Below are 21,734 nucleotides of genomic sequence, written 5' to 3'. Positions count from 1 at the left end.
TGATGCTAGCCTTACCTATCTACCTACTTGACGATAGCGCCGTTCGGCATATTGTCAGGAACCGTCGCCAGCGTCAGCTTATCCCCTTGTGAGGCAGCCAGAATCATTCCCTGAGACAGCTCCCCGCGCAGCTTGACCGGCTTCAGGTTCGTTACGCAAATGACTTTGCGGCCTACTAACTCCTCCGGCTTATAAAACTTCGCGATACCGGAAACGACCTGACGCTGCTCGTAACCGAGATCCAGCTGCAGCTTCAGCAGCTTATCCGCCTTAGGAATCGGCTCGCAGGCGATGACCTCGGCCACACGCAGCTCGACCTTGGCGAAATCGTCGATACCGATCTCCGGCTTCGACTCCTGCTTGGCAGCTTCAGCCTCCTGCGCTTTGGCAGGCTCCTCCGCGGCAGGCTCTGCTCCCGCAGACATCGAATCGACGATGTATAGGATTTCCTGCTCGGCATCGAGTCTAGGAAAAATCGGCTCCCCTTTGCCCAGCTTCGTTCCGGCCGGAATCAGGCCGAACGATTTCGCGCTCTCCCAGGAAGTGAGCTCTCCTGGCTCAATGCCCAGCTGCGCCCAGATTTTTGCCGGAGCCTGGGTCAGGAACGGCTGCAGCAGAATGGAAGCAATCCGCAGAGATTCCGCTAAATGAACCATAACCGAAGCAAGCTCCTCCTGCTTCGCTTCATCTTTAGCGAGCACCCACGGCTGCGTCTCGTCAATGTACTTGTTCGTCCGCCCGACGAACGAACTGATCGCCGCCAACGCAACGGAGAACTCCAGGTTCTCCATCACTTCTTCCACCTTTTGAATCGTCTGCTGCGCCAGTTCAGACAGCTCAGCATCGTACGGCGTAACGTTTGGACGATAGGCGGGAAGCTCCCCGTCAAAATATTTACCGATCATGGCGACCGTGCGGTTCAGCAGGTTACCGAGATCATTCGCCAGATCGGAGTTGACGCGCTGTACGAAGCTCTCCGGCGTAAAGGAGCCGTCAGAGCCGAACGGAACCTCGCGAAGCAGGTAGTAGCGCGTTGCATCCAGGCCATAACGGTCGATCAGCATGTTCGGATCGACGACATTTCCTTTGGACTTAGACATTTTTCCGCCTTTGGTCAGGAGCCAGCCATGCCCAAATACTTTCTTAGGCAACGGAAGATCCAGCGCCATGAGCATAATCGGCCAATAAATCGTATGGAATCTTACGATTTCCTTCCCGACGAGGTGGACATCCGCTGGCCAAAAGCGGTCATACAGCTCCGGATTGTCCGTACCGTAGCCCAGTGCCGTAATATAGTTGGACAAAGCGTCGATCCACACGTAGATGACATGCTTCGGATCGCCCTTAACCCGAATGCCCCAATCGAATGTCGTACGGGAAACCGCCAAATCCTCCAGACCCGGTTTAATGAAATTGTTAATCATCTCGTTTTTGCGGGATTCCGGCTGGATAAAATCCGGATTGTCTTCATAGTACTGCAGCAGCCGATCCGCATAATGGCTCATTCGGAAGAAATAGCTCTCCTCCTTCACCAGTTCAACCGGACGTCCGCAGTCGGGGCAATTGCCGTCTACGAGCTGACGTTCCGTAAAGAACGATTCGCATGGCGTACAGTACCAGCCCTCGTATTCGCCTTTATAAATATCACCCTTCTTCACCAGACGGTCAAAAACTTCCTCGACGACGACTTTATGGCGCGGCTCCGTCGTGCGAATGAAATCATCGTTGGAGATGTCCAGTTTCCGCCACAAATCCTTGATACCAACTACGATATCGTCGACGAATTGCTGTGGTGTCTTGCCGCTCTCCTGGGCCTTGCGTTCAATCTTCTGCCCATGTTCATCTGTGCCGGTCAGATAACGCACATCGTAACCGCGCAAACGCTTATAGCGTGCGATAGCGTCCCCGGCCACCGTCGTATAGGCGTGACCGATATGCAGCTTGTCGCTTGGATAATAAATCGGTGTCGTAATATAGAATGTTTTTTTCTCAGTCATATTTCATCGTCCTCCTTCATATTCAAGCACAAAAAAACAAAAAAAACTCCCACCCCCTATGGGGCGAGAGATGACTCACGCGTTACCACCCAAATTCCCTGCGTCTTCGCAGACAACAGGCTCTTCCGGTCTTACGACCCTCCAATAACGCCGGATTTCGCGCCGCTCCCTTACCGCCGGTAACATACACAATTTAACCTCGGCTCGAAAGCGGTTCCTCCCGGACCATATTCGGAAGCAATCCAGACCGGTTTGCAGCTGCCCCGGCTCTCTGTCACTGGATCCGTCTTCGTACTTATCCGTTCACTGGAAATATTTTAACATCAACTACTGAACTATTAACTAATATCTTAGAAAAAGACAGGCGGACTGTCAAGCTCCCCGCTCGAAGCAGCGGTGACCGAATGACAGCTTATTCAGGCAGACCGCTGTCGCCTAGTTTCTTGCTCCTTTTGGACTTGGACTGCCCCTTCGGCGGAACCGGATCCAGGCCACCCGGGTGAAAAGGATGACATCTGGCGATGCGCCGGGCCGCAAGCCAGGATCCCTTTAATGCGCCATGCACCTCAATCGCTTCCAGCGCAAAGGCCGAGCAGGTCGGATAAAACCTGCAGGTCGGCGGCTTGAGCGGTGAAATAAATTTTCGATATACGATAATCGGGCCTTTGATTGCTTTGCGAACTATGCCCATTTCAAGAGGTCCCGCTATGCTCGGGCAATCGTTCGCCTTCCAATTCAGGGCGGCAATCTTTGCAATAGCCGAAAACTTCAAATTTATGCTTCACCACTTGGAATTGCTCCGGCGCATCGGTCAAAGGCATCGGACAGAAATGAATCGGATACGTCCGTTCGCACTGCAGGCAGATCATATGGTGATGATGATGACCTTCGCTGCAGCTGGCCCGGAACTTAAGGCCGTCTTCAAACATCACCTGCTCGAGAACGCCAAGCTCCTCCATGACTCTCAAATTACGGTATACGGTATCAAAGCTGAGCCCGCTATATATTTTTTCCATATATTCATAAACGTCTTTAGGCGTTAAATATCCGTCGCGCTCTGCAAACAGCTTGGCTAAAGTTCTGCGCTGGTCTGTTATCCTTAATCCCCGGGCAGACATGATTCCGATAATTTGTTCATTCGACAGCATGTACAATCCTCCCGTCTGAGCTTGCGCTGAGCATGTGTCTTTACTATCTTATAATGCCCCAAAAAAATCGCACCGTCAATGAACGGTGACGCCTCTTCCGCTTGCGGCGAACAAGAAAAAAAGGCAAACCAGTAAAGTAAGTGCTGGTCTGCCTTCATCGCATCATATTATAAGTGCTAATGTTTGATTTCAGGTAATGGCTGGAACAGCAAGTTTACCGACAAGCTGCTGCCCGGCGCAGCCGTAAATACCAGTTCCACCGTTTCCTCACGGTCCCCAGTCCGGTGCAGTACCCCGGATTCGTGAGGAGCTCTTAGGCCGCTCGTCTCGGGCACTTGAACGACGTATCCGTTCACCATGATTACTCCGTCATATTGTCCTCCACGCGGATTGAACGTAATCAGCGTTTGCGGCGCGACACGGTACAGCTTGATCCGGTATAATACGCCAAAGTTTCCGGCATTCACCTGGTACGCCTTGGTCATGCCGTCCGTACCGATTAAATAAGGATCCTGCGAGTTGTCGCCGATCAACAGGCGGGAAGGCGTTAAACCAATTAACTCACCATAGTGGATATTTTTTGTCGCATCATAAAAGGTTCCCCGGCTATGATTGTCCGGTGCTAAAGCAGGCAAATTAGGCAGTGCTTTGATCGGGTCTCTGCTGCTGTCAATCATAATCACATGATATTGAAGCGTACGATCGCTATATAAGTCCGCAAACAATGAAATGACGTCACCCTGCCTCATTACGGTTGAACTTAGCTCGCTGAGTATCACCTTGCTTTGTCCCGGGGCAATCCATATATCTTTATATTTGTTGCCATACTGCATCGACTCGAAATAACGCTGGACCGACATTTTACCGGAAGCGGTCGCGTATTTTGTCGGTCCCCCCATCCCGAGATTGGTCTGGGTCAATCGTGCGGTTTCCGAATTCCGGTTTGTGGCAATCACATACATCCTCACATTTTTACGTGTTGCATTCACATGGTGCAGCATAAATCTTGTGCTTCCGATCGCCGAATCCCGATAGACGACCCCTTCGGAATAAACGGTCTCGGGGCTGTTGCTGCGAATCAGTGTTACCGGTTCCGTATCATATTGATAAGGGACTTTGTCCCAGGCAGGTATCTTTGTGCCGTCAAATGAGTATTTCCAGCCAACCGGCGTATAAATTTTGTAAAAATCATCGCGGGTGTAAAGCGTCTCGTCACTGATCATGATCGTCTTTTCATACGTTGAGGACAGCCCGTACTTGTTCTCTACGACCAGACGGATCGTCTTGGGTCCCGGCAGGAAGAAGGCCAGCTCATTGTTGTACCATTCCCGCTTCACAATCGCGTTGTTCTCGTCCGTACTATAATCCGTGTATGTAACGAGCTCTCCCATCTTATAGGTGTCTTTATTCGTCGTGAAGCTGGCAACAGGCGGCGAATGCGGCTTGCTGACCCGAACGGTGAGCCAGAACGTATCGCTCCATTGTCCGCTAGAATCTTTAACGCGATAACTGACAACGAAACTGCCTGGCGACATAAATATGTCTTCGCGGCCCTCCCACTGCTCCTCTATGATGGGCAGCCCTTTGGGCGAGAACGCACTAGGAATGTACTGGACTAACGTTTCCCCGGCAAAAATCTCCGGATTCCCGATGCGGAACGAGGCAACCGGTTTTGATGACAGGCTCAGAATGACTTTCTTCTCCTGCTGGTTCACTGTATAAGGGATGCCTAGCGCTTGCGTGATGGAGGTTAGCGGAACCATGAACACATCCTGGGAGGAATAGGAAGGTCCTTTCATCTGTTTAACGGTTCCATTTACTTTATAGCTCTTGCTGTTCAGCTTGAATCGCAGCTCGTCGCCGCCCCGCCTAATAATTGTCTCCTTCGTTTTATTATCGAAGGATAATTTCAGCCCGGTCCGTTCAACGATGGCCCGAATCGAAATATAAGAGACACCGTCTTTGACCGTCATTGGATGAGGGGCCAGATACTGCTTGCCGTCCTGATACATTTTGTTGCTATTCATCATTAATACCAGCTGACTCACATCCGGATCAGTCGGGCTGGCCGACCCCGCAGTTGCAACTCGCTGTTCCTGAGGAACGATTGGATAACTATTCTCCAGCGGTTGCTCTGTGCCGTTAAGCAAGGGTGGATCGTCCGTTGGGCTCTGATCAGGCTGTAACAGCTCGGTACCGGCATTCATTCCTTGCTGTGTCTCTGTCAGATCCGTTGTTATGCTCATTTCGTCTGTTTGTTGGTCTGTAGTACTAAGAACACTTCCTGACACGGTCTCCGCTGCATTTACGGGTAGTACCATGGTCACTAGTGAGGCAACTAAAACGCTGATGAGGACCATTTTTTTCAATTTCATTGCTAAACTCCTTCTGCTCCCAATGATAATACTGTCATTTGTACATTAATATTAAACGCGGAAAAGGGGTAAAAGTTGCTCCTGTTATCAGCGACACGCAAAAACCGGCAAAATCCGTCATGTAATACGGACTTATACCGGTTTAGTAGGTAATTAGTGCCATATTAAAATGATGCCGCTCTCCGAGCTCACAAGCCGTGTCCAATCGGGAACCGGGGATTGAGGCCAACCGGAAGCTTGCCCTGCGGGCGAAGCTGCCCGAACAGCACTTTGGCAAGCGCGTCAAGCGAATACTGCCGATTCTCATACAGGCACAAATAGGTTCCGATTTCAGGAAAAGAATTGATATCATATGGATTCCGCGTAGATACAACTATAATACTAGAACCATGAATTTCATTCAATCCCTGAATTAAGGAAATTTGTCCTGTCGATACCTCTCCTTCCGCAGTGTAAGTAAGCACGATAATTTGCTTAAAATTTCTGCTCTGTTCTATCGCATCGCGAATCTCACCGCTGTCCGGAAACGTGCCTACGGTAACCAGCGTCACTTGCTCCGCATATGGAGCGATCGCGTCTGCCAGCGTATAACGATGCACAGCTGGCTCATCCACCTCGGTCCGGCGGCGCAGCTCCGGCCAAATGACGAGCACAGGCTCGCCTCCGTCTAAGGGCAAATTGCGGCTTGCATCGCTTACGAGCGTCACGCTGCGCTCTGCGATTTGCCGCAGCAGCGGCTCGCTCTCCTCCTTGGGCGTGAGAGGGTTGCTGCAATCCCCCGGTGGCGGGCTCTCTTGTGCAACGCCAGCAGCAGCAGCACCAGTAGCAGCGCCAACGCCTACTCCTGCTCCAATGCCGATGCGCTTCTGCTTCAATGACAGAATACGCCTCACGGATTCATCGATTTGCTCCTCGCTTAACCGTCCGCTTTGCACGGCGGCGAGCACCGTTTGGATGGCCCGCACCTGCTCCTCCAGCGTATGGCTCACCAGGACGATATCCGCTCCGGCCTCGATGGCCCGTACGGCGCCCTCGGCGATGCCGCAGCTTTTGGAGATCGCATGCATCTCCAGGCAATCCGTGATGATGATGCCCTCGAAACCAAGCTCGTTGCGCAGCAAGCCGGTAAGCACGCGGCGGGACAGTGTTGCCGGGATCCCGTCCGGCTCGAACGCCGGAAATATGACATGTGCTGTCATGATCATGTCTACGCCGTTCTCAATCGCCTTGCGAAACGGCGGCAGCTCGACGCGGTATAGCCGCTCTTTGCTATGCGGCACGCTGGCCAAGCCGTGATGTGAATCAACAGCTGTATCGCCATGCCCCGGAAAGTGCTTGGCCGTAGCGCTGACTCCCTGGTTCTGGTATCCTCGGATCGCTGCCGCGCCATGTTCAGCTACCCGCAGCGGGTCCTCGCCGAACGAGCGGACGCCGATCACTGGATTAGCCGGATTGTTGTTGACATCAACACACGGCGCAAAGTTCAGGTTGATGCCCAGGGCGGTCAATTCCTTAGCTGCCAGCGTAGCGGCCTCTTCCGTCAGTGCCAGATCGTTTGCGGCTCCGAGCGCCATATTTCCCTGAATTCGGCTTACGCCGTCATGATCCAGCCTTGCCACCATCCCGCCTTCCTGATCCATGGAAATAAACAGAGGAATTTCCGGTGTACTGCGGGGCAGCTGCTGCAATTCCCGGGACAGCCTGGACAACTGTTCCACGCTATCGATGTTCCGGCGGAAATAAATGACACCGCCCAAGTGATGCTCCGCGATCAGCGCCTTGATTCCTTCATCTGCTGCGGTTCCGGGAAAACCGCAAATGAACATTTGCCCGATTTTTTGCTCTAACGTTAGATTTGACAGTTCCAACCTTCTACACCTGCTTTCATATATTCGACTATTAAGTAAAACCATGTCTCGGAATGACGCATTGAATCGTCGTGCCTTGTCCGGGAGCCGAGCAAATGAACAATCCGAATCTATGGCCATACTGCAAACGCAGCCGGTCATGAACACTTCGCAGTCCCAGGCCCTGTCTTTCCGGACTCGGATAAGGCTTCAACGCATCGTACTGAACTTGCCCTAGCTCCGCATATTGGATGGAGGATAGCTGCTCCCCGGTCATGCCGATCCCGTTGTCTTCGATCCGCAGAATCATCCGGTCTTCCTCCAGGAATCCTGTAATCGTGATATGCCCCGGATATTCAATGCCGTCGAAGCCGTGCTGAATGCTATTCTCCACGAGCGGCTGAAGCGTTAATTTGAGCAGCTGGCACGGCATCATTTCCTCCGGGATATCGATGGTATAATCGAACAAATCGTCGAACCTGATCTTTTGGATTTCCAAATAGCTGTACAAATGCTCGATTTCGAGACTAAGCTTGATCTCTTCCTTCTCCTGAATGCTGATCCGCAAAATGCTGGCCAGGCGCAGCACCATTTCGCTTACCTTCCGCCCTTCGTTCTGAATGGCCAGAACGTTGATCGACTCCAGCGTGTTAAAGAGAAAATGCGGCTTGATTTGCGCCTGCAGCACCCGCAGCTCCGCATTGGCCTTCTGCTCCTGCTCCGTCTTGACCTGCTCGAACAGCTCGTTGATTTTATTCATTTGATTGTTAAAACCCTTTTGCAGCAAAAATAGCTCGTCATCGCCTTTCTCTTCGACTCTGGCTTGTAAATCCCCCGCCTCGACCTTGCGCATAAACCGGACGATTTTGCCGATATTGCCGGTGATCCGGTTCATGAACAACACGTTGAACAGCGTCGCCGTGATCAAGCATATCAGCAGGATGGCGATAAACCATTTGGCGAAGGTGGTAACCTCCTGCGACAAATAGCTCCAGGAAGTCACGGATACCAGGCTCCAAGGATAACCTTGCAAATTGTAAATGGAAATGATGCTCTCCTGCCCGTTGAACTTTCCCTTGAAGCTCTGATAGGTATCATTCGGGAGAAACGCTTTGTTAATATGCTCCTGGATGTGCTGCCCGTCAAACTCGGACTGGTGATCGTATAAAACAAGACCATCGTCATTCACGAGCATAAAGCGGGTATCCTTCATTTCACTGCCCAGCCTCAAGTTCTGGAAAATTCGCTCAAACTCCCAGTTCTTAATCTGCACCGCCAGAATGCCGAGCGGCTTCATCGTGTTTTTATCCTTGATCAGCCGGATTTGCGTGAATACGTTTTCAGAACCTGTCAGCTCGGGATACTCATAAGGTGCAATCCACTTGGATTGGCCCTTGAGCGCCTTCACTTCCTCATACAAGGGATGCAGCTTAAACTTCTCGTACGGCAGTGTCTTAAAGCTCTCCTTGTTAAACAAAGTTACCACATTCGAGGTTTCACCGTATCCCCGTTCGCTGTACAGAAAAGCATAATCAATCGCAGGGTGATTATACAGCAGGGAACGGAAATTTTTCTGGTTCTCGTTCAATTGAATTTGGCTGACCAGGTTCTGGGAGTCGGGATCCTCGGCCATAAGCGCCATCTTGAATATTTCGTTGGAAATTCCGTTATCCGTCACATTGTCCATCTCTTGAAACACTTTTTTGATGCTATAGCTGATGGCCTTCAGCGAATATTCGGCCTGCTGGCTATGCTTCGTCTCGATCGATTGGAAGGTAACGAAAAACGTGACGACACCCAGAATGAATAGCGGTACGATAACAAGGCCGAGAAAAGCCGTCAACAATTTAATCCTTAAATTCATAGGTTGTCTCCTAATGGAAAGTAGTTCTTACGGAAGCTCCGTGTTTGCTGCCTGCTGCGTCCGCTGCAGCGCTTCGAGCATTGCTCCCGGCTCCGCCGCCCCGCTGAGCACTTGCTGGAATCCGAGCCCCAGGGCCTCATTGACCGGCGTCTGGACAAGCGCGTCATAGGCGGGATATGAAATATCAATTTGCTCTACGCCGTTAAAAATGTCCTGCAGCAAGGGATCGCTTACCGTATCCGCAAGACGTTCGGCATCGATGACCAAAGCAGGGAGCACGCCGTCCTCTTTCAGCCCGCGCAGCTGCATTTCCTCCGTCCAAAAATTCACGATGAACCGCTTCACCGTCTGCAATTTACGGGGATCGTCCGCCAGCGAGCTTGAAAAACCATACCCGTTGTTAAAGTCGTTCATGACGATGTATGGGTCACCCTCCGCTTCCGGCGGCATGTTGAAATAACCGATTTTGCCGATTAAATCACCCGCCTGATCAGGATCTCTGAAAACTGAGTTCGCCCAAGATCCGTCCATCATCATCATCGCTTCGCCGCTAATGATTTGATTTCTCATTTCGGTATATTCCGAGGCCAGCTCGCCGGGCATGTAATATCCTTTATCAACCCATTCCTTATGCTTCTCGAAGGCCCGTACGACATCCGGGTCGGTCCACTTGGCAGTGCCTGACCTGAAGCCGTACGTAATTTCGGGCCCCGCGAAATACGACCACAAATTGTTCGTCGTCATTAACGGAACCCACGCTTCCTTAGAGGACTGGGCAAACGGAATTTTGCCGTCCGCCTTAATGAATTCCGCCAACTGCTCCAGCTCGTCAAGCGTCCGTGGCACGTGCAGCCCCTTCTCTTCGAAATAAGCTTTATTATAAAAGAAACCTTCGATTGATGCTCCTGCGGGCAAACCGTAAATTTTTCCGTCATGCGTATACGCCTCAAGGCCCCTGATTTTATTTTTGAGCCCCAGCTCATCCAATATGGGGGTCAAATCGAGCATCAGTCCTTCCCGCGCATAAATCCCGGAATCCGGGCTGCCAAACACGTCAAAGATGTCCGGCGGCTTGCCGGCAGCCATCTCGCCGCGCAGCTTCTCCTTGCGGTTCACCTCGGAATCCACCGCATCCAGCCGGATTTTCAAACCGGGAATATCCGCTTCGGTCTGCCGAACGACATCTTTTAGAATCGCCAGCCGAAATTTCTTGGATTCCCCGACCTGCGTATGCCGAATCGTCACTTCAAAAGGCTCGTCACTAATTTTTTCCTGCTCCCGGATGGAGGATCCATTCGCCCCTGCCGGACTAGCGCCCTCGTTCCCCTTATCACATCCAGACGCAAGCATAGCCGCAGTGATAAAGAGCAGAAGCAGGCATAACATGGAACGATTTCTCATTGAATGCAAAGCCCCCTATTTTATATGAAGCTGTCACTATCTGTGACTATCTAAAACTATGTGTCATAATCTGTCACTTTCTATCGAGTGCATATCACTACCTATCACTACCTAACTCTATTATAGACCGTGCACATCTGTTTCGTAAGTGAACAAATCTATGGAACAGGGGGAGGATTAGACGGTGAAGCCGCGCACAAAAAGGCCGTCCCAATTAGTCGGCAACTAATTTGGGACGGCCCCGTCCAACATAGATCGTATTATGAAATCGCGGATACCGCTTGCTTTCTTCCTTCTTCAATGAGCTCGTATGCCCGCTGAACCTCCGCCTCCGTCGGCGAAGGCACGCCTTCCAATGGATAACTCCAACCCAGCTCCTGCCATTTGTATATGCCCATCTGATGATAAGGAAGTATTTCGAATTTCTCTACCGCGTTCAGCTCTCCGATAAACCGTCCGAGATTCAGCAAATCCTGCTCATCGTCGGTAAGGCCTGGAACAAGCACGTACCTGATCCACATGCTGCGGCCTTCCTTAGACAGCCATTTCGCCATATTCAGCATCCGATCGTTCGGCTTGCTGGTCAGCTTGATATGCTTCTCGTTGTCGATATGTTTCAAGTCGAGCATGACCAGATCGGTGACATCCAACAGTTCGATAATTTTCGGGCCTTCATTGTAACCGTTCGTATCAAGCGTTGTATGCAAATTCCAGCGCTTCTTCACTTCACGGAACAGTTCCGTCACAAATGGCGCCTGCAGTGTAGCCTCTCCACCTGATACCGTCAACCCGCCGCCTGACGTCCGATAGTAGTTAAGGTACGGCTCAATTTCAGCGAGCACCTCTTCCAGTGTCATTTCCTTCCCGTCCGTCAGGCTCCATGTATCGGGATTGTGGCAGTATTGGCATTTCAGCAAGCAGCCTTGCATGAAGAGGACGAAGCGAATGCCTGGGCCATCGACCGTTCCGAATGTCTCCAATGAATGTATGCGACCTTTAAGCATGTTTCGTCACCCTTTCTGTTGTTGGCTGCAGTTATTGATTTTCATACCCTGTATTTATTTCATTGAAGCATGTATTTATTACATTTATTACATTGCACCATGGAATGTGCGGTTAATAACATCGAGCTGCTGCTCACGAGTCAGTTTGATGAAGTTAACAGCATAACCGGATACGCGAATCGTCAGCTGCGGATAATTTTCAGGGTGCTCCATCGCATCCATCAATTGCTCGCGGTCAAAGACGTTGACGTTCAGGTGATGGGCTTTGCTGCCGAAGTAGCCGTCCATCATGGCAACCAGATTGTTCTTGCGAATTTCCGGTTCTTTGCCGAGCGCTTTTGGCACGATCGAGAACGTATTGGAAATACCGTCAAGGCTGTGCTCGTAAGGCAGTTTCGCTACGGAGCTCAGGGATGCCAGCGCACCTTTCTTATCGCGGCCATGCATCGGGTTAGCCCCTGGCGCAAACGGTTCGCCTGCTTTACGTCCGTCAGGCGTTGTACCTGTCTTCTTACCATATACTACATTGGAAGTAATGGTCAATACGGATTGTGTCGGCATGGCGTTGCGGTACGTTTTGTGCTTGCGGATCATCTCCATGAAGCTCTCTACAAGTTCAACGGCAATTTGGTCAACTTTGTCGTCGTTGTTGCCGTAGCAAGGGAATTCGCCTTCGATTTCAAAATCTACCGCGATCCCGTTCTCGTTGCGGACCGGTTTGACTTTAGCGTATTTAATCGCGCTAAGTGAGTCAGCCGCTACGGACAAGCCGGCGATGCCGCAAGCCATCGTGCGGAGAATGTCGCGGTCATGCAGCGCCATTTCGATCCGCTCGTAGCAATATTTATCGTGCATGTAGTGAATAACGTTCAGTGTGTTCACATACAGTTTAGCCAGCCATTCCATCATCGGCTTGAAGCGTTTCATCACTTCATCGTATTCCAGATATTCAGACGTGATAGCCGGGAATTCAGGAGCAACTTGTGCGCCAGATTTCTCGTCTTTACCGCCGTTTATCGCATACAGCAGCGCTTTAGCCAAGTTCGCACGGGCGCCGAAGAATTGCATTTGTTTCCCGATTTCCATCGCGGATACGCAGCAAGCGATACCGTAGTCGTCGCCGTAGATCGGACGCATCAAGTCATCGTTCTCATATTGGATCGAGCTGGTCTCGATAGATACTTTGGCGCAATATTTCTTAAACGCCTCCGGCAATTGCTCAGACCAGAGCACTGTAAGGTTAGGCTCAGGCGCAGGACCCAGATTATAAAGAGTATGCAGGAAACGGAAGCTGTTCTTGGTCACGCGAGTCGCTCCTTGTACCGTCATCCCGCCGATCGATTCAGTTACCCAAGTAGGGTCTCCGCTGAACAGATCGTTGTATTCCGGCGTACGCAAAAATTTCACAATACGCAGCTTCATGACGAAATGGTCAACCAGCTCTTGCGCTTCTACTTCCGTAATCGTGCCTTCGGCAATGTCACGCTCAATGTAAGCATCGAGGAAGGAGGATACGCGTCCAAGGGACATAGCCGCACCGTCCTGCTCCTTAACAGCAGCCAAATATGCGAAATAAAGCCATTGGAATGCTTCTTTTGCTGTCGTCGCAGGTCTGGAAATATCGAAGCCGTGCATTTCGCCCAATTGCTTCAATTCACCGAGTGCGCGGACTTGTTCGGACAGCTCTTCGCGCAGACGGATAACATCTTCGTCGATCACATCGACTTCAAGACTTTTCAGTTCATTCTGTTTTTGCTTGATGAGGAAGTCTACGCCATAAAGGGCCACCCGGCGGTAGTCGCCGATAATCCGGCCGCGTCCGTAAGCATCGGGCAGGCCTGTAATGATGCCTGCTTTGCGAGCCGCTCTCATCTCCGTAGTATATGCATCAAAAACGCCTTGGTTATGCGTCTTGCGAATCGTCGTAAACATATCAACAATGCTCTCTGGCAAATCAAATCCATAAGCTTTGCAAGAGTTGAATACCATATTAATTCCACCGAAAGGATGGATCGTACGCTGGAAAGGCGCGCTGCCTTGCACACCGACGATTTGTTCCTTGTCCTTATCCAAGTAACCTGGAGCGTGGGATACGATCGTGGATGGTGTGTTCACGTCAACATCGAGCACTCCGCCTGCGTCCCGCTCTTTCTTCGTTAGGTCGGACACGATGTCCCACAGGGCGACCGTGTTGTCCGTTGGTCCTGCCAAGAAGGATTCATCTCCGACATAAGGAGCAATGTTATTGTCGATAAAATCGCGTACATTGACTTCCCTCATCCATTTTCCTTTTTTGAAACCTCTCCAAGCGGACTGTACACCTTGTACTTCTCTTTCAATCACCGACATCTTGATTCCCTCCATTTATATAATGTATGCGGGCTGAAGGTTTATAAATCCCGCACCCTTGGATCCCTAAAATTTGTGATAATTTTCACAACTTTGACACTGATAAGCTATTTCTATCTGTATGCGAATCCACTGAACTCATCAATCATTGGGGGATCTCTATACTGCAATGATATACCAGTTTGGACAAAAGGATTGTGACAAATATCACTCGAAAAGTGATATTTGTCACTATTTTTTGAACGCATTAATTTTAATACTTTAAAATTTTAGACGGCCCGGATTTTACTCTTCGAAGCGGCCGTAGAATGCGTCGCGGTACACTTCAGCAAGCTCGCTTACGAGCGGCAGCTTCGGATTCGCCGTCGTACATTGGTCTTCAAATGCACGGTCAGCCAAGTAGTCGACGCGCGATTCGAAGTCTTTTGCATCGAAGCCAAGCTCCTGGAAGCTCTCTGGAATGCCAAGCTTCTTGTTCAGATCGCGAATCGCTTTGATCAGGCTCTTGACGCCTTCTTCCGTCGTGCGTGCAGGCAGTCCCAGGATGCGGGCTATTTCCGCATAGCGCTCGTCGGCCACGAAGTTCGTATATTTAGGCCATGCTGCGAATTTCGTAGGCTTTTTCGCATTGTAGCGGATAACGTGCGGCATCAGAATCGCGTTGGTGCGGCCGTGTGCGGTATGATACTGACCGCCCCATTTATGCGCCAAGCTATGGTTGATGCCCAGGAATGCGTTGGCAAAAGCCATACCTGCCAGCGTCGAAGCGTTATGCATTTTCTCACGCGCCAGCTTGTCGCCGGTCAGCGCCGATTGCTCCAGGTATTGGAATACGAGTTGAATCGCTTTGATCGCAAGTCCATCCGTATAGTCGTTAGCCAAAACCGATACGTAAGCCTCGATCGCATGTGTCAAAACGTCCATACCTGTATCTGCGACAGCCACTTTAGGCAAGCTGTACACAAACTGAGGGTCGATAATCGCTACATCTGGAGTCAGCTCGTAATCCGCCAAAGGATATTTCGTGTTGCCGTTGATTTTATCTGTAATAACCGTGAACGGAGTAACTTCCGAACCTGTACCCGAAGTGGTAGGAATCGCCACGAATTTCGCCTTTTGACCGAGACGCGGGTATTTGTAAGTCCGTTTGCGGATATCCATGAATTTTTGCTTCAGGTTGTGGAAATCAGTATCCGGATATTCGTAGAACAGCCACATTCCTTTCGCAGCGTCCATCGGCGAACCGCCGCCGAGTGCGATAATGCAGTCCGGCTGGAACTTGGCCATCATTTCAGTACCGCGTTCTACCGTCGTTGTCGATGGATCCGGCTCAACATCCGAGAACACTTCAATCGCAACCGGGGTTTGGCGTTGGCGCAAATAGTGCTCCACTCTTTCCACATATCCGAGCTTAACCATCATCGGGTCAGTAACGATCAATACGCGGCTGATGTCCGGCATTTTGGCCAGATATTGCGTCGAGTTTTTCTCGAAATAGATTTTGCTTGGTACTTTGAACCACTGCATATTCACGGTACGACGATTCACCCTTTTCACGTTGATCAAATTGACAGCCGTTACGTTCGACGAAGTCGAGTTGCGTCCGTAAGATCCGCAGCCCAGCGTAAGCGATGGCAGGTTCGTATTATAGATGTCACCGATACCACCTTGCGAAGACGGTTGATTCACCAGGATCCGGCAGGTTGGCATGCGGTCCGAGAACTTTTGAATAATTTCTTCATTATTGGAATGGATGACCGACGAGTGTCCCATGCCTCCGAATTGGACGATTTCCAGCGCGCGGTCGATGCCTTGCTCTGCGGTTTTTACTTTGTAACAGGCGAGCACAGGGCTCAATTTTTCAGCGGACAACGGGAATTTAGGTCCCACGCCTTCGATTTCGGCTACCAGAATTTTCGTTCCGGCAGGTACGTCGATGCCGCACAGTTCGGCAATCTTCGTAGCAGGCTGGCCTACGATTGTAGGGTTCACCGCGCATTTATCAGCAATGATCGCGCCAGCTGTCAGCTTGGCAGCTTCCTCTTTGTTGACAAAATAACAGCCGTTCGCAATCATTTTCTTCTTCACTTGATCGAAAATCGGTTCTTCGATGATGACCGCTTGCTCAGAAGCACAGATCATGCCGTTGTCAAAAGTTTTGGATAAAATGAGGTCGTTGACAGCTTGATCCAGGTCAGCGCTTTTCTCGATGAAGCAAGGCACGTTGCCAGGGCCAACGCCCAGCGCAGGTTTGCCGCAGCTGTATGCCGCTTTAACCATTGCCGAACCGCCTGTCGCCAAAATACAGGCCACATCAGGATGATTCATCAAGGCGTTCGTCCGATCCATAGAAGGATCTTCGATCCATTGGATGCAGTCCGCTGGCGCGCCATGCTTAACCGCTGCTTCCAGCAAAATTTTCGCCGCTTCAGCGCTGCAGCGCTGTGCGGATGGATGGAAGCCGAAGATGATCGGGTTACGGGTCTTGATCGCGATCATCGCTTTGAAAATCGTCGTGGATGTCGGGTTCGTCACAGGCGTGATCCCCATAATGATGCCGACCGGCTCAGCGATTTTTTGGAAGCTGTCATAAGGATTATCCTCGATGACGCCCACCGTCTTGTCGTACTTGATGCTGTTGTGGATGTACTCGGTCGCGAACATGTTTTTAATAATTTTGTCTTCATATACGCCGCGTCCAGTTTCCTCCACAGCCATCTTCGCCAAATACATGTGCTTGTCGAGACCGGCCAGAGCCATCGCTTGTACAATTTTGTCGATTTTCTCCTGATCCAAGCCCATGAATGCCTCAGTCGCTTTCTTGGCTTTGTCGATCAAGGATTGGATGTAATCCTCTGCGGTAGGCTGCTGCTTTGTGGTCACATTGTTTTTTACGGCCATTTCTCTCATCCTCCTAATTTCAAATGGATCAACCTGTCTAGTCTCTCAAAGGGGGCGTTGTGAATATTTTCACTTTATGGTTTATCCATTGGAAGCTTTTTGCTTCTCTTTTGTTACCTTGATCATACCACACGATTCTCGGTTTGTATAGTGAATAATTTCACATACTTTAAAGAAGTTGAAAACTTTCAACTGTATTGACGTTATTTTCAAACCTAGTTTACATTGGGATAGACGAAATTGCTTTCTCCACAGCGCCTTCTCTTACCCGATCCCCTGATCTGACGAAGAATACATTTCATAGCGATTCCCGTTCTGCAATGAGTTTTTTGGCGTTATGATAGTGAAAATAGTCACAATGTTAGAATTTAGACACTTTTCAGGCCTTGCAAGCCGCCCCAAAGCTTTGCGTTCAGTATATAATTAATTTAAATTAATTTAAAATTTTCAGAAAAATTTGGAGTATGAGGGGGATTTAAAATGACTGAATTCGCAACGGCAACGGCAACGGCAACCCCGCCCCGTGGGAATACGAGCTGCTTTACGGAGCAAAACTTCAATCGTCTTCTCGTCACGATGAAAGATAAGACGTATCCGGAAGGAACGCATCTGTTCTGGGAAGGCGACTTCTCCGACAAGCTGTTCTTCGTAAAAAGAGGGCGCATCAAATTAACCAAATCGACGGATGAAGGCAAAGAGCTTATTCTATATATGTACGGGCGCGGAGACATGGTCGGCCAAGCTGATCCCTTCTTCAGCTCGAAGCACAGCTTTACCGCCGAAGTAATTGAAGACAGCGAAGTCGGCATTATTGAACAAAAGGATCTCGAAATCCTGATCTGCCAGCATTGCGATTTTGCCATTGACTTCATGAAATGGATGGGCATCCATCACCGCCTGACGCAGACCAAATTCCGCGACCTGATGATGTACGGCAAGCCGGGAGCGCTCTGCTCGACCCTGATTCGTCTCAGCAATACCTATGGCGAGAAGCAAGGCGATAACATTTTGATCAACAAAAAGATTACGCATACGGATCTCTCCAACATGATCGGCGCGACCCGGGAAAGCGTTAACCGGATGCTCAGTGATTTGCGCAAGAAAGATGCGCTGGAATACGTAAACGGCATGATCCTTATAAAAGACCTTGTCATGCTGCAGGACATTTGTCACTGTGAGCTGTGCCCGAACGAAATATGCCGGATTTAATAGAGGCAAGACGCAGGAAGCAACCTCATCTCGACCGGGAGGAGGTTGCTTTTCATTTTGCCGCAAGCGCAAGGCTGTTCCTGCGGGACTTAAGTTTGCTGTTTGTTTGAATCCCCGCTCGAATCCGTACGCACATTCTCCTGCGCATTGCCGCTCCCTGGCAGTTCTTCCTGCTCCCGGTACTCGGTTGGCGTCACGCCGGCATAGCGCTGGAACACCTTGGAGAAATAACGCCGGTCGCTATAGCCGACCAGGACGCCGATTTCAGTAACGCTGCGGGAAGTCAGACGCAGCATCGTCTTGGCCAGCTCCATGCGCTGCTTCCGCAAATGTTCAACAAACGTCTCCCCGTAATAGTTCTTAAACAAATGGCTGAAATAGCTTGAGCTTATATTCAGGTAATTCGCAATATCGTCGACCCCAATATCCGTACTCAAATTGCGTTGAATATATTCCCCTGCAGAAACCATCAGCAGCTCGCTGGACTTCTTATTGATTTCAAGCTCCCGGATATGGCTTTCCAGCTCCGTGATGACGTTTAGCAAATCCTTCACGTTTTGGCTGTGCTGCAAATGCTGCCACATCTTCCCCTCTTCCTGGGAGTTCATGAAATCCAGCTCACGCATTTCCCGCAGCAAATGAATGATGCTGTATTGCAAAAACTTCTCAATGCCGAGCACCGAACGCTCGGAAATATGCGGCAAATTGGTTTTCAACTGCTCCAGCCCCTGCTCGACCTTTGATTTGTCGAACATTTTCAGCCCCGATGTAATTTCCTCGACGAGCTGCCATTCCGATACCGCCGCCGCATCATGTGCCAGCGCATCTTCTGTCAAGGGCAGCAGTTGCTCATGGCCTGCATGGAGCATGAGGCCACGCTGCAGCTTGTTGTACGCCCCGGACAGCGCCCTCAGGTTCAGCAGCTCTTGATTCCAGGCTAGGCTGACCGTCAGTTTGATATGCTGCTTGACGGCACGCTGGATTTCCCGAGCCCATTCCTCCAACCGCTCCAAAGCAGCCTCATCGCGCGAGCGCCGCGCGAACTCAATCAGCACGCACCACTCCCCTTGCCGCATTTGGACGACGGTATAATGAGGTTGCTGGCCCGGGATCGCCTCCTGCAGCACATTGCGCACCGCAAAGTTCCACAGCTTGCGCTCCTGCTCCGTCCAGGACACAGTGTGCTGGGCATAACCGTCCAGATCGACCAGAAACAGTCCGTATCGAAGCTCGCCGCCCTGCTCCTCCTCCGCAGCCCAATACCGCGGCAAGCCGTCCGCAAAGCCCATCAGCACGTCGAACATCATTTTCTCGTGCGCCAGCCCCGTCATCCTTTGCAGCTCCTGCTCCGCATTGCGCCTCTCCGACCGCCGGCAACGGACCTCGTCCGCAAGTTTGCCAATCGCCGCTTCCAGCTCCGTATAATTGATCGGCTTTAATATATAATCCTTCACTCCATGCTGCAGCGCCAGGCGGGCGTATTCGAACTCCTGATACCCGGTCAGCATAATGACCTCAGTCTCATACCCGAGCTGGCGGAGCTTACGGAGAAATTCCAGGCCGTCCATGAGCGGCATCCGGATATCGCACAAAATGAGGTCCGGCTCGTATTCCACGACCAGTTCCAGCCCCTTGACACCGTTCCGGGCCGTTCCAACAAGCTCGATCCCCAGCTCGTTCCATGGAATCGCATTTTTCAAATGATTGAGTATAAGAGGCTCGTCATCAATGAGCAGCGCCTTGATATCCACAGAGCATTCCCCTTCGTAGTCACCGTTCTACTGTTAATCTATCCTTTTACGCCTCCGGCCGTCAAACCTTCTATGATCTTCTCTTGCAAAATCGCATAGATCACCATGACAGGTACGACACTGTAGACGATTCCCGCCGACATTTGCGCATAGTTAATGCTGAATGCATCGCGAAAGCCTACCATCCCCACTGGAAGCGTCTTAAGCGAGTCCTCGGACAAAAAGTAATTGGCAAGCAAAAATTCATTCCAGTTGCCAAGGAAGTTAACGATAAAGACGGTCACGAGCGCCGGAACCGTAAGCGGCATCACCACTCTGGCAAAGATACCGGGAGATCTCAGCCCGTCCACGACGGCGGCTTCCTCGATCTCGCTGGGCAGCGATTTCATGAAGGCCGTTAAAATGACGACCGAGAACGGGATAGAATTTGCCGCATAAGGGATGAGCAGCGCCCAGTGCGTATCCAGCAGGTTCGTCGAGCGCATCAGATTATATATCGGCAGCAGCAAAGCGTTGCCCGGTATGAGTATGCCGAGAATGATGATCTGGTACAGCATTGGACTAAGCTTCGTGAACCGCATCCGGGTAAGCGCGAAGGAGGCCATGGAAGCCATGATGATCGTCGCTACCGCGGCGATGACGGCAATGTATAAGCTGTTCAGAAAGTAAGTGCTGATTTTCGCATTCACCCAGGCTTCCACGTAGTTCGTCCACTGGAATTCCTTCGGAAAGCCGAACGGATTTTGGGCGATCGCCAGATTGTCGGTCTTCACCGATGAGAACACTACGAACAAGAATGGATACAGTATGACCAGCAAATAAATCAACAACAGAATATGAGCCAGGCTGCCCTTGAGTTTTTTTGTCATCAGTATTCGATCCTTTCCGTTCTTCTCACTACAAGGACTTGATAAAGCGCAGTAATGATAAGTGTAAAAATAAAAATCAAGACCGCGATGCTGTTCCCGTATCCGTACTTAAAGCTGGTGATGGAGTGCTTCAACATATAGGTGGCCATCACCTCAGTGGATCCAGCCGGTCCGCCCTTGGTCATGACGATGATGATGTCCGCCGCCTTCATGGCTCCGGCGATCGACAGCATGATGACGACCGACACGATCGGCATAATGAGCGGCATCGTGATCCGCATGGCCCGCTGGAAGCCTGTCGCTCCGTCAATCATCGCCGCTTCGTCCAGCTCCTTCGGAATGGAGATGATCGCGGCCAGCACCATAACGATATAGAATCCTGTCCACTGCCAGGCATTCGTGATCAGGATGGAGATCATGGCCCAGTTCCGATCCGACAGCCAATAAACTTTGTCGATGCCGAACAGTCCAAGCACATTGTTGAACAGCCCGATATCCGGTTCATAAATAAATCCCCACAAAATACCAATCACCGCCGTCGACATGACAGAAGGCATAAATACGGCCGTTTTATACAACCCCTTCAGCTTCTTGACGTTCGCAATTAAAAGCGAGAAGAGGATAATAAGCGGAACTTGGATAAAAACAGAAAACAGAATAAAGAAGCCATTATTTCTGACCGACACCCAAAACGCGTTTTGGCTCATGGACTTCGTATAATTTGCGAACCCGTTGAAGTTGTACGTCTTGGCAATCCCGTTCCAATCGGTAAAGCTGTAAAATGCGGCATTAATTACGGGATAAATAAAAAATAATACGATACCGATAAAGGTCGGAATTAGAAACAACGCATACATCAGCGGATTTCTCATCGCCTTATTCATAAAAAAACCTCCAGCTTCTTACTTGGTTGCAACATGGCTATGCTGTGAAAAGGAGCACCACCTGGATTGCCTGGGGTGCTCCACATGTTTCGCACGTTCCGAATGTTCTACATGTCATCCGAATGTTCTACATGT

14 protein-coding genes are annotated in these 21,734 nt (G+C 50.6%); 1 reads left to right on the top strand and 13 read right to left on the bottom strand.

The features are described 5' to 3' along the window. Nucleotides 1-23: 23 nt before the first annotated feature. The 10 genes from metG to adhE all read right to left on the bottom strand — a co-directional run bounded on the left by metG (nt 24) and on the right by adhE (nt 16,886). Nucleotides 24-1,997: a methionine--tRNA ligase gene (gene metG / locus G358_RS0120520; protein ID WP_019639135.1), complete on the bottom strand. Its 1,974-nt coding sequence runs from the start codon at nt 1,995-1,997 to the stop codon at nt 24-26. Nucleotides 1,998-2,409: 412 nt separating this feature from the next. After that, the gene (yidD, locus tag G358_RS0120515) at nt 2,410-2,688 is read right to left on the bottom strand and encodes a membrane protein insertion efficiency factor YidD (RefSeq protein ID WP_019639134.1); all 279 of its coding nucleotides are present in this window, start codon (nt 2,686-2,688) and stop codon (nt 2,410-2,412) included. Between the two features lies 1 nt (nt 2,689). After that, on the bottom strand, nt 2,690-3,145 hold the full coding sequence (locus tag G358_RS0120510; protein ID WP_019639133.1) for a Fur family transcriptional regulator: 456 nt from the start codon (nt 3,143-3,145) through the stop codon (nt 2,690-2,692). Nucleotides 3,146-3,321: 176 nt separating this feature from the next. Continuing rightward, nucleotides 3,322-5,520, bottom strand: coding sequence for a copper amine oxidase N-terminal domain-containing protein (locus G358_RS0120505; protein WP_019639132.1), 2,199 nt, complete (start codon nt 5,518-5,520; stop codon nt 3,322-3,324). Nucleotides 5,521-5,708: 188 nt separating this feature from the next. After that, nucleotides 5,709-7,388, bottom strand: coding sequence for a beta-N-acetylhexosaminidase (nagZ, locus tag G358_RS0120500; protein WP_019639131.1), 1,680 nt, complete (start codon nt 7,386-7,388; stop codon nt 5,709-5,711). A 31-nt stretch (nt 7,389-7,419) separates the two neighbouring features. Then, nucleotides 7,420-9,231, bottom strand: a complete 1,812-nt coding sequence (locus tag G358_RS0120495) for a cache domain-containing sensor histidine kinase (protein ID WP_019639130.1) — start codon at nt 9,229-9,231, stop codon at nt 7,420-7,422. 27 nt (nt 9,232-9,258) lie between these two features. Further along, complete coding sequence (locus G358_RS0120490; RefSeq protein ID WP_019639129.1) at nt 9,259-10,632, bottom strand: extracellular solute-binding protein; 1,374 nt, start codon at nt 10,630-10,632, stop codon at nt 9,259-9,261. A 260-nt stretch (nt 10,633-10,892) separates the two neighbouring features. Beyond that, complete coding sequence (pflA, locus tag G358_RS0120485) at nt 10,893-11,636, bottom strand: pyruvate formate-lyase-activating protein (protein WP_019639128.1); 744 nt, start codon at nt 11,634-11,636, stop codon at nt 10,893-10,895. An 87-nt stretch (nt 11,637-11,723) separates the two neighbouring features. After that, a complete protein-coding gene (gene pflB / locus G358_RS0120480) occupies nt 11,724-13,985 on the bottom strand; it encodes a formate C-acetyltransferase (protein ID WP_019639127.1) in 2,262 nt (753 codons plus the stop codon). Between the two features lie 285 nt (nt 13,986-14,270). Further along, nucleotides 14,271-16,886 (bottom strand): bifunctional acetaldehyde-CoA/alcohol dehydrogenase, encoded by a 2,616-nt coding sequence (adhE, locus tag G358_RS0120475; protein ID WP_019639126.1) that lies wholly within the window; start codon nt 16,884-16,886, stop codon nt 14,271-14,273. Nucleotides 16,887-17,366: 480 nt separating this feature from the next. Between adhE and G358_RS0120470 the strand changes: the two genes are divergently transcribed. After that, complete coding sequence (locus G358_RS0120470) at nt 17,367-18,095, top strand: Crp/Fnr family transcriptional regulator (RefSeq protein ID WP_019639125.1); 729 nt, start codon at nt 17,367-17,369, stop codon at nt 18,093-18,095. Nucleotides 18,096-18,184: 89 nt separating this feature from the next. Here the strand turns inward: G358_RS0120470 and G358_RS30560 are convergent, their stop codons facing one another. Genes G358_RS30560 through G358_RS0120455 form a run of 3 tightly spaced genes read right to left on the bottom strand, consistent with a single transcriptional unit; the run spans nt 18,185 to nt 21,599 of the window. After that, a complete protein-coding gene (locus tag G358_RS30560; protein WP_019639124.1) occupies nt 18,185-19,846 on the bottom strand; it encodes a response regulator in 1,662 nt (553 codons plus the stop codon). Between the two features lie 38 nt (nt 19,847-19,884). Further along, on the bottom strand, nt 19,885-20,715 hold the full coding sequence (locus tag G358_RS0120460; RefSeq protein ID WP_019639123.1) for a carbohydrate ABC transporter permease: 831 nt from the start codon (nt 20,713-20,715) through the stop codon (nt 19,885-19,887). Continuing rightward, the gene (locus tag G358_RS0120455) at nt 20,715-21,599 is read right to left on the bottom strand and encodes a carbohydrate ABC transporter permease (RefSeq protein WP_019639122.1); all 885 of its coding nucleotides are present in this window, start codon (nt 21,597-21,599) and stop codon (nt 20,715-20,717) included. The genes G358_RS0120460 and G358_RS0120455 overlap by 1 nt, the downstream gene beginning before the upstream one ends. Between the last annotated feature and the right edge of the window lie 135 nt (nt 21,600-21,734).

Source organism: Paenibacillus fonticola DSM 21315 (assembly GCF_000381905.1).
Taxonomy (GTDB): domain Bacteria; phylum Bacillota; class Bacilli; order Paenibacillales; family Paenibacillaceae; genus Fontibacillus; species Fontibacillus fonticola.
This window is presented reverse-complemented; position numbering and strand designations above follow the sequence as displayed.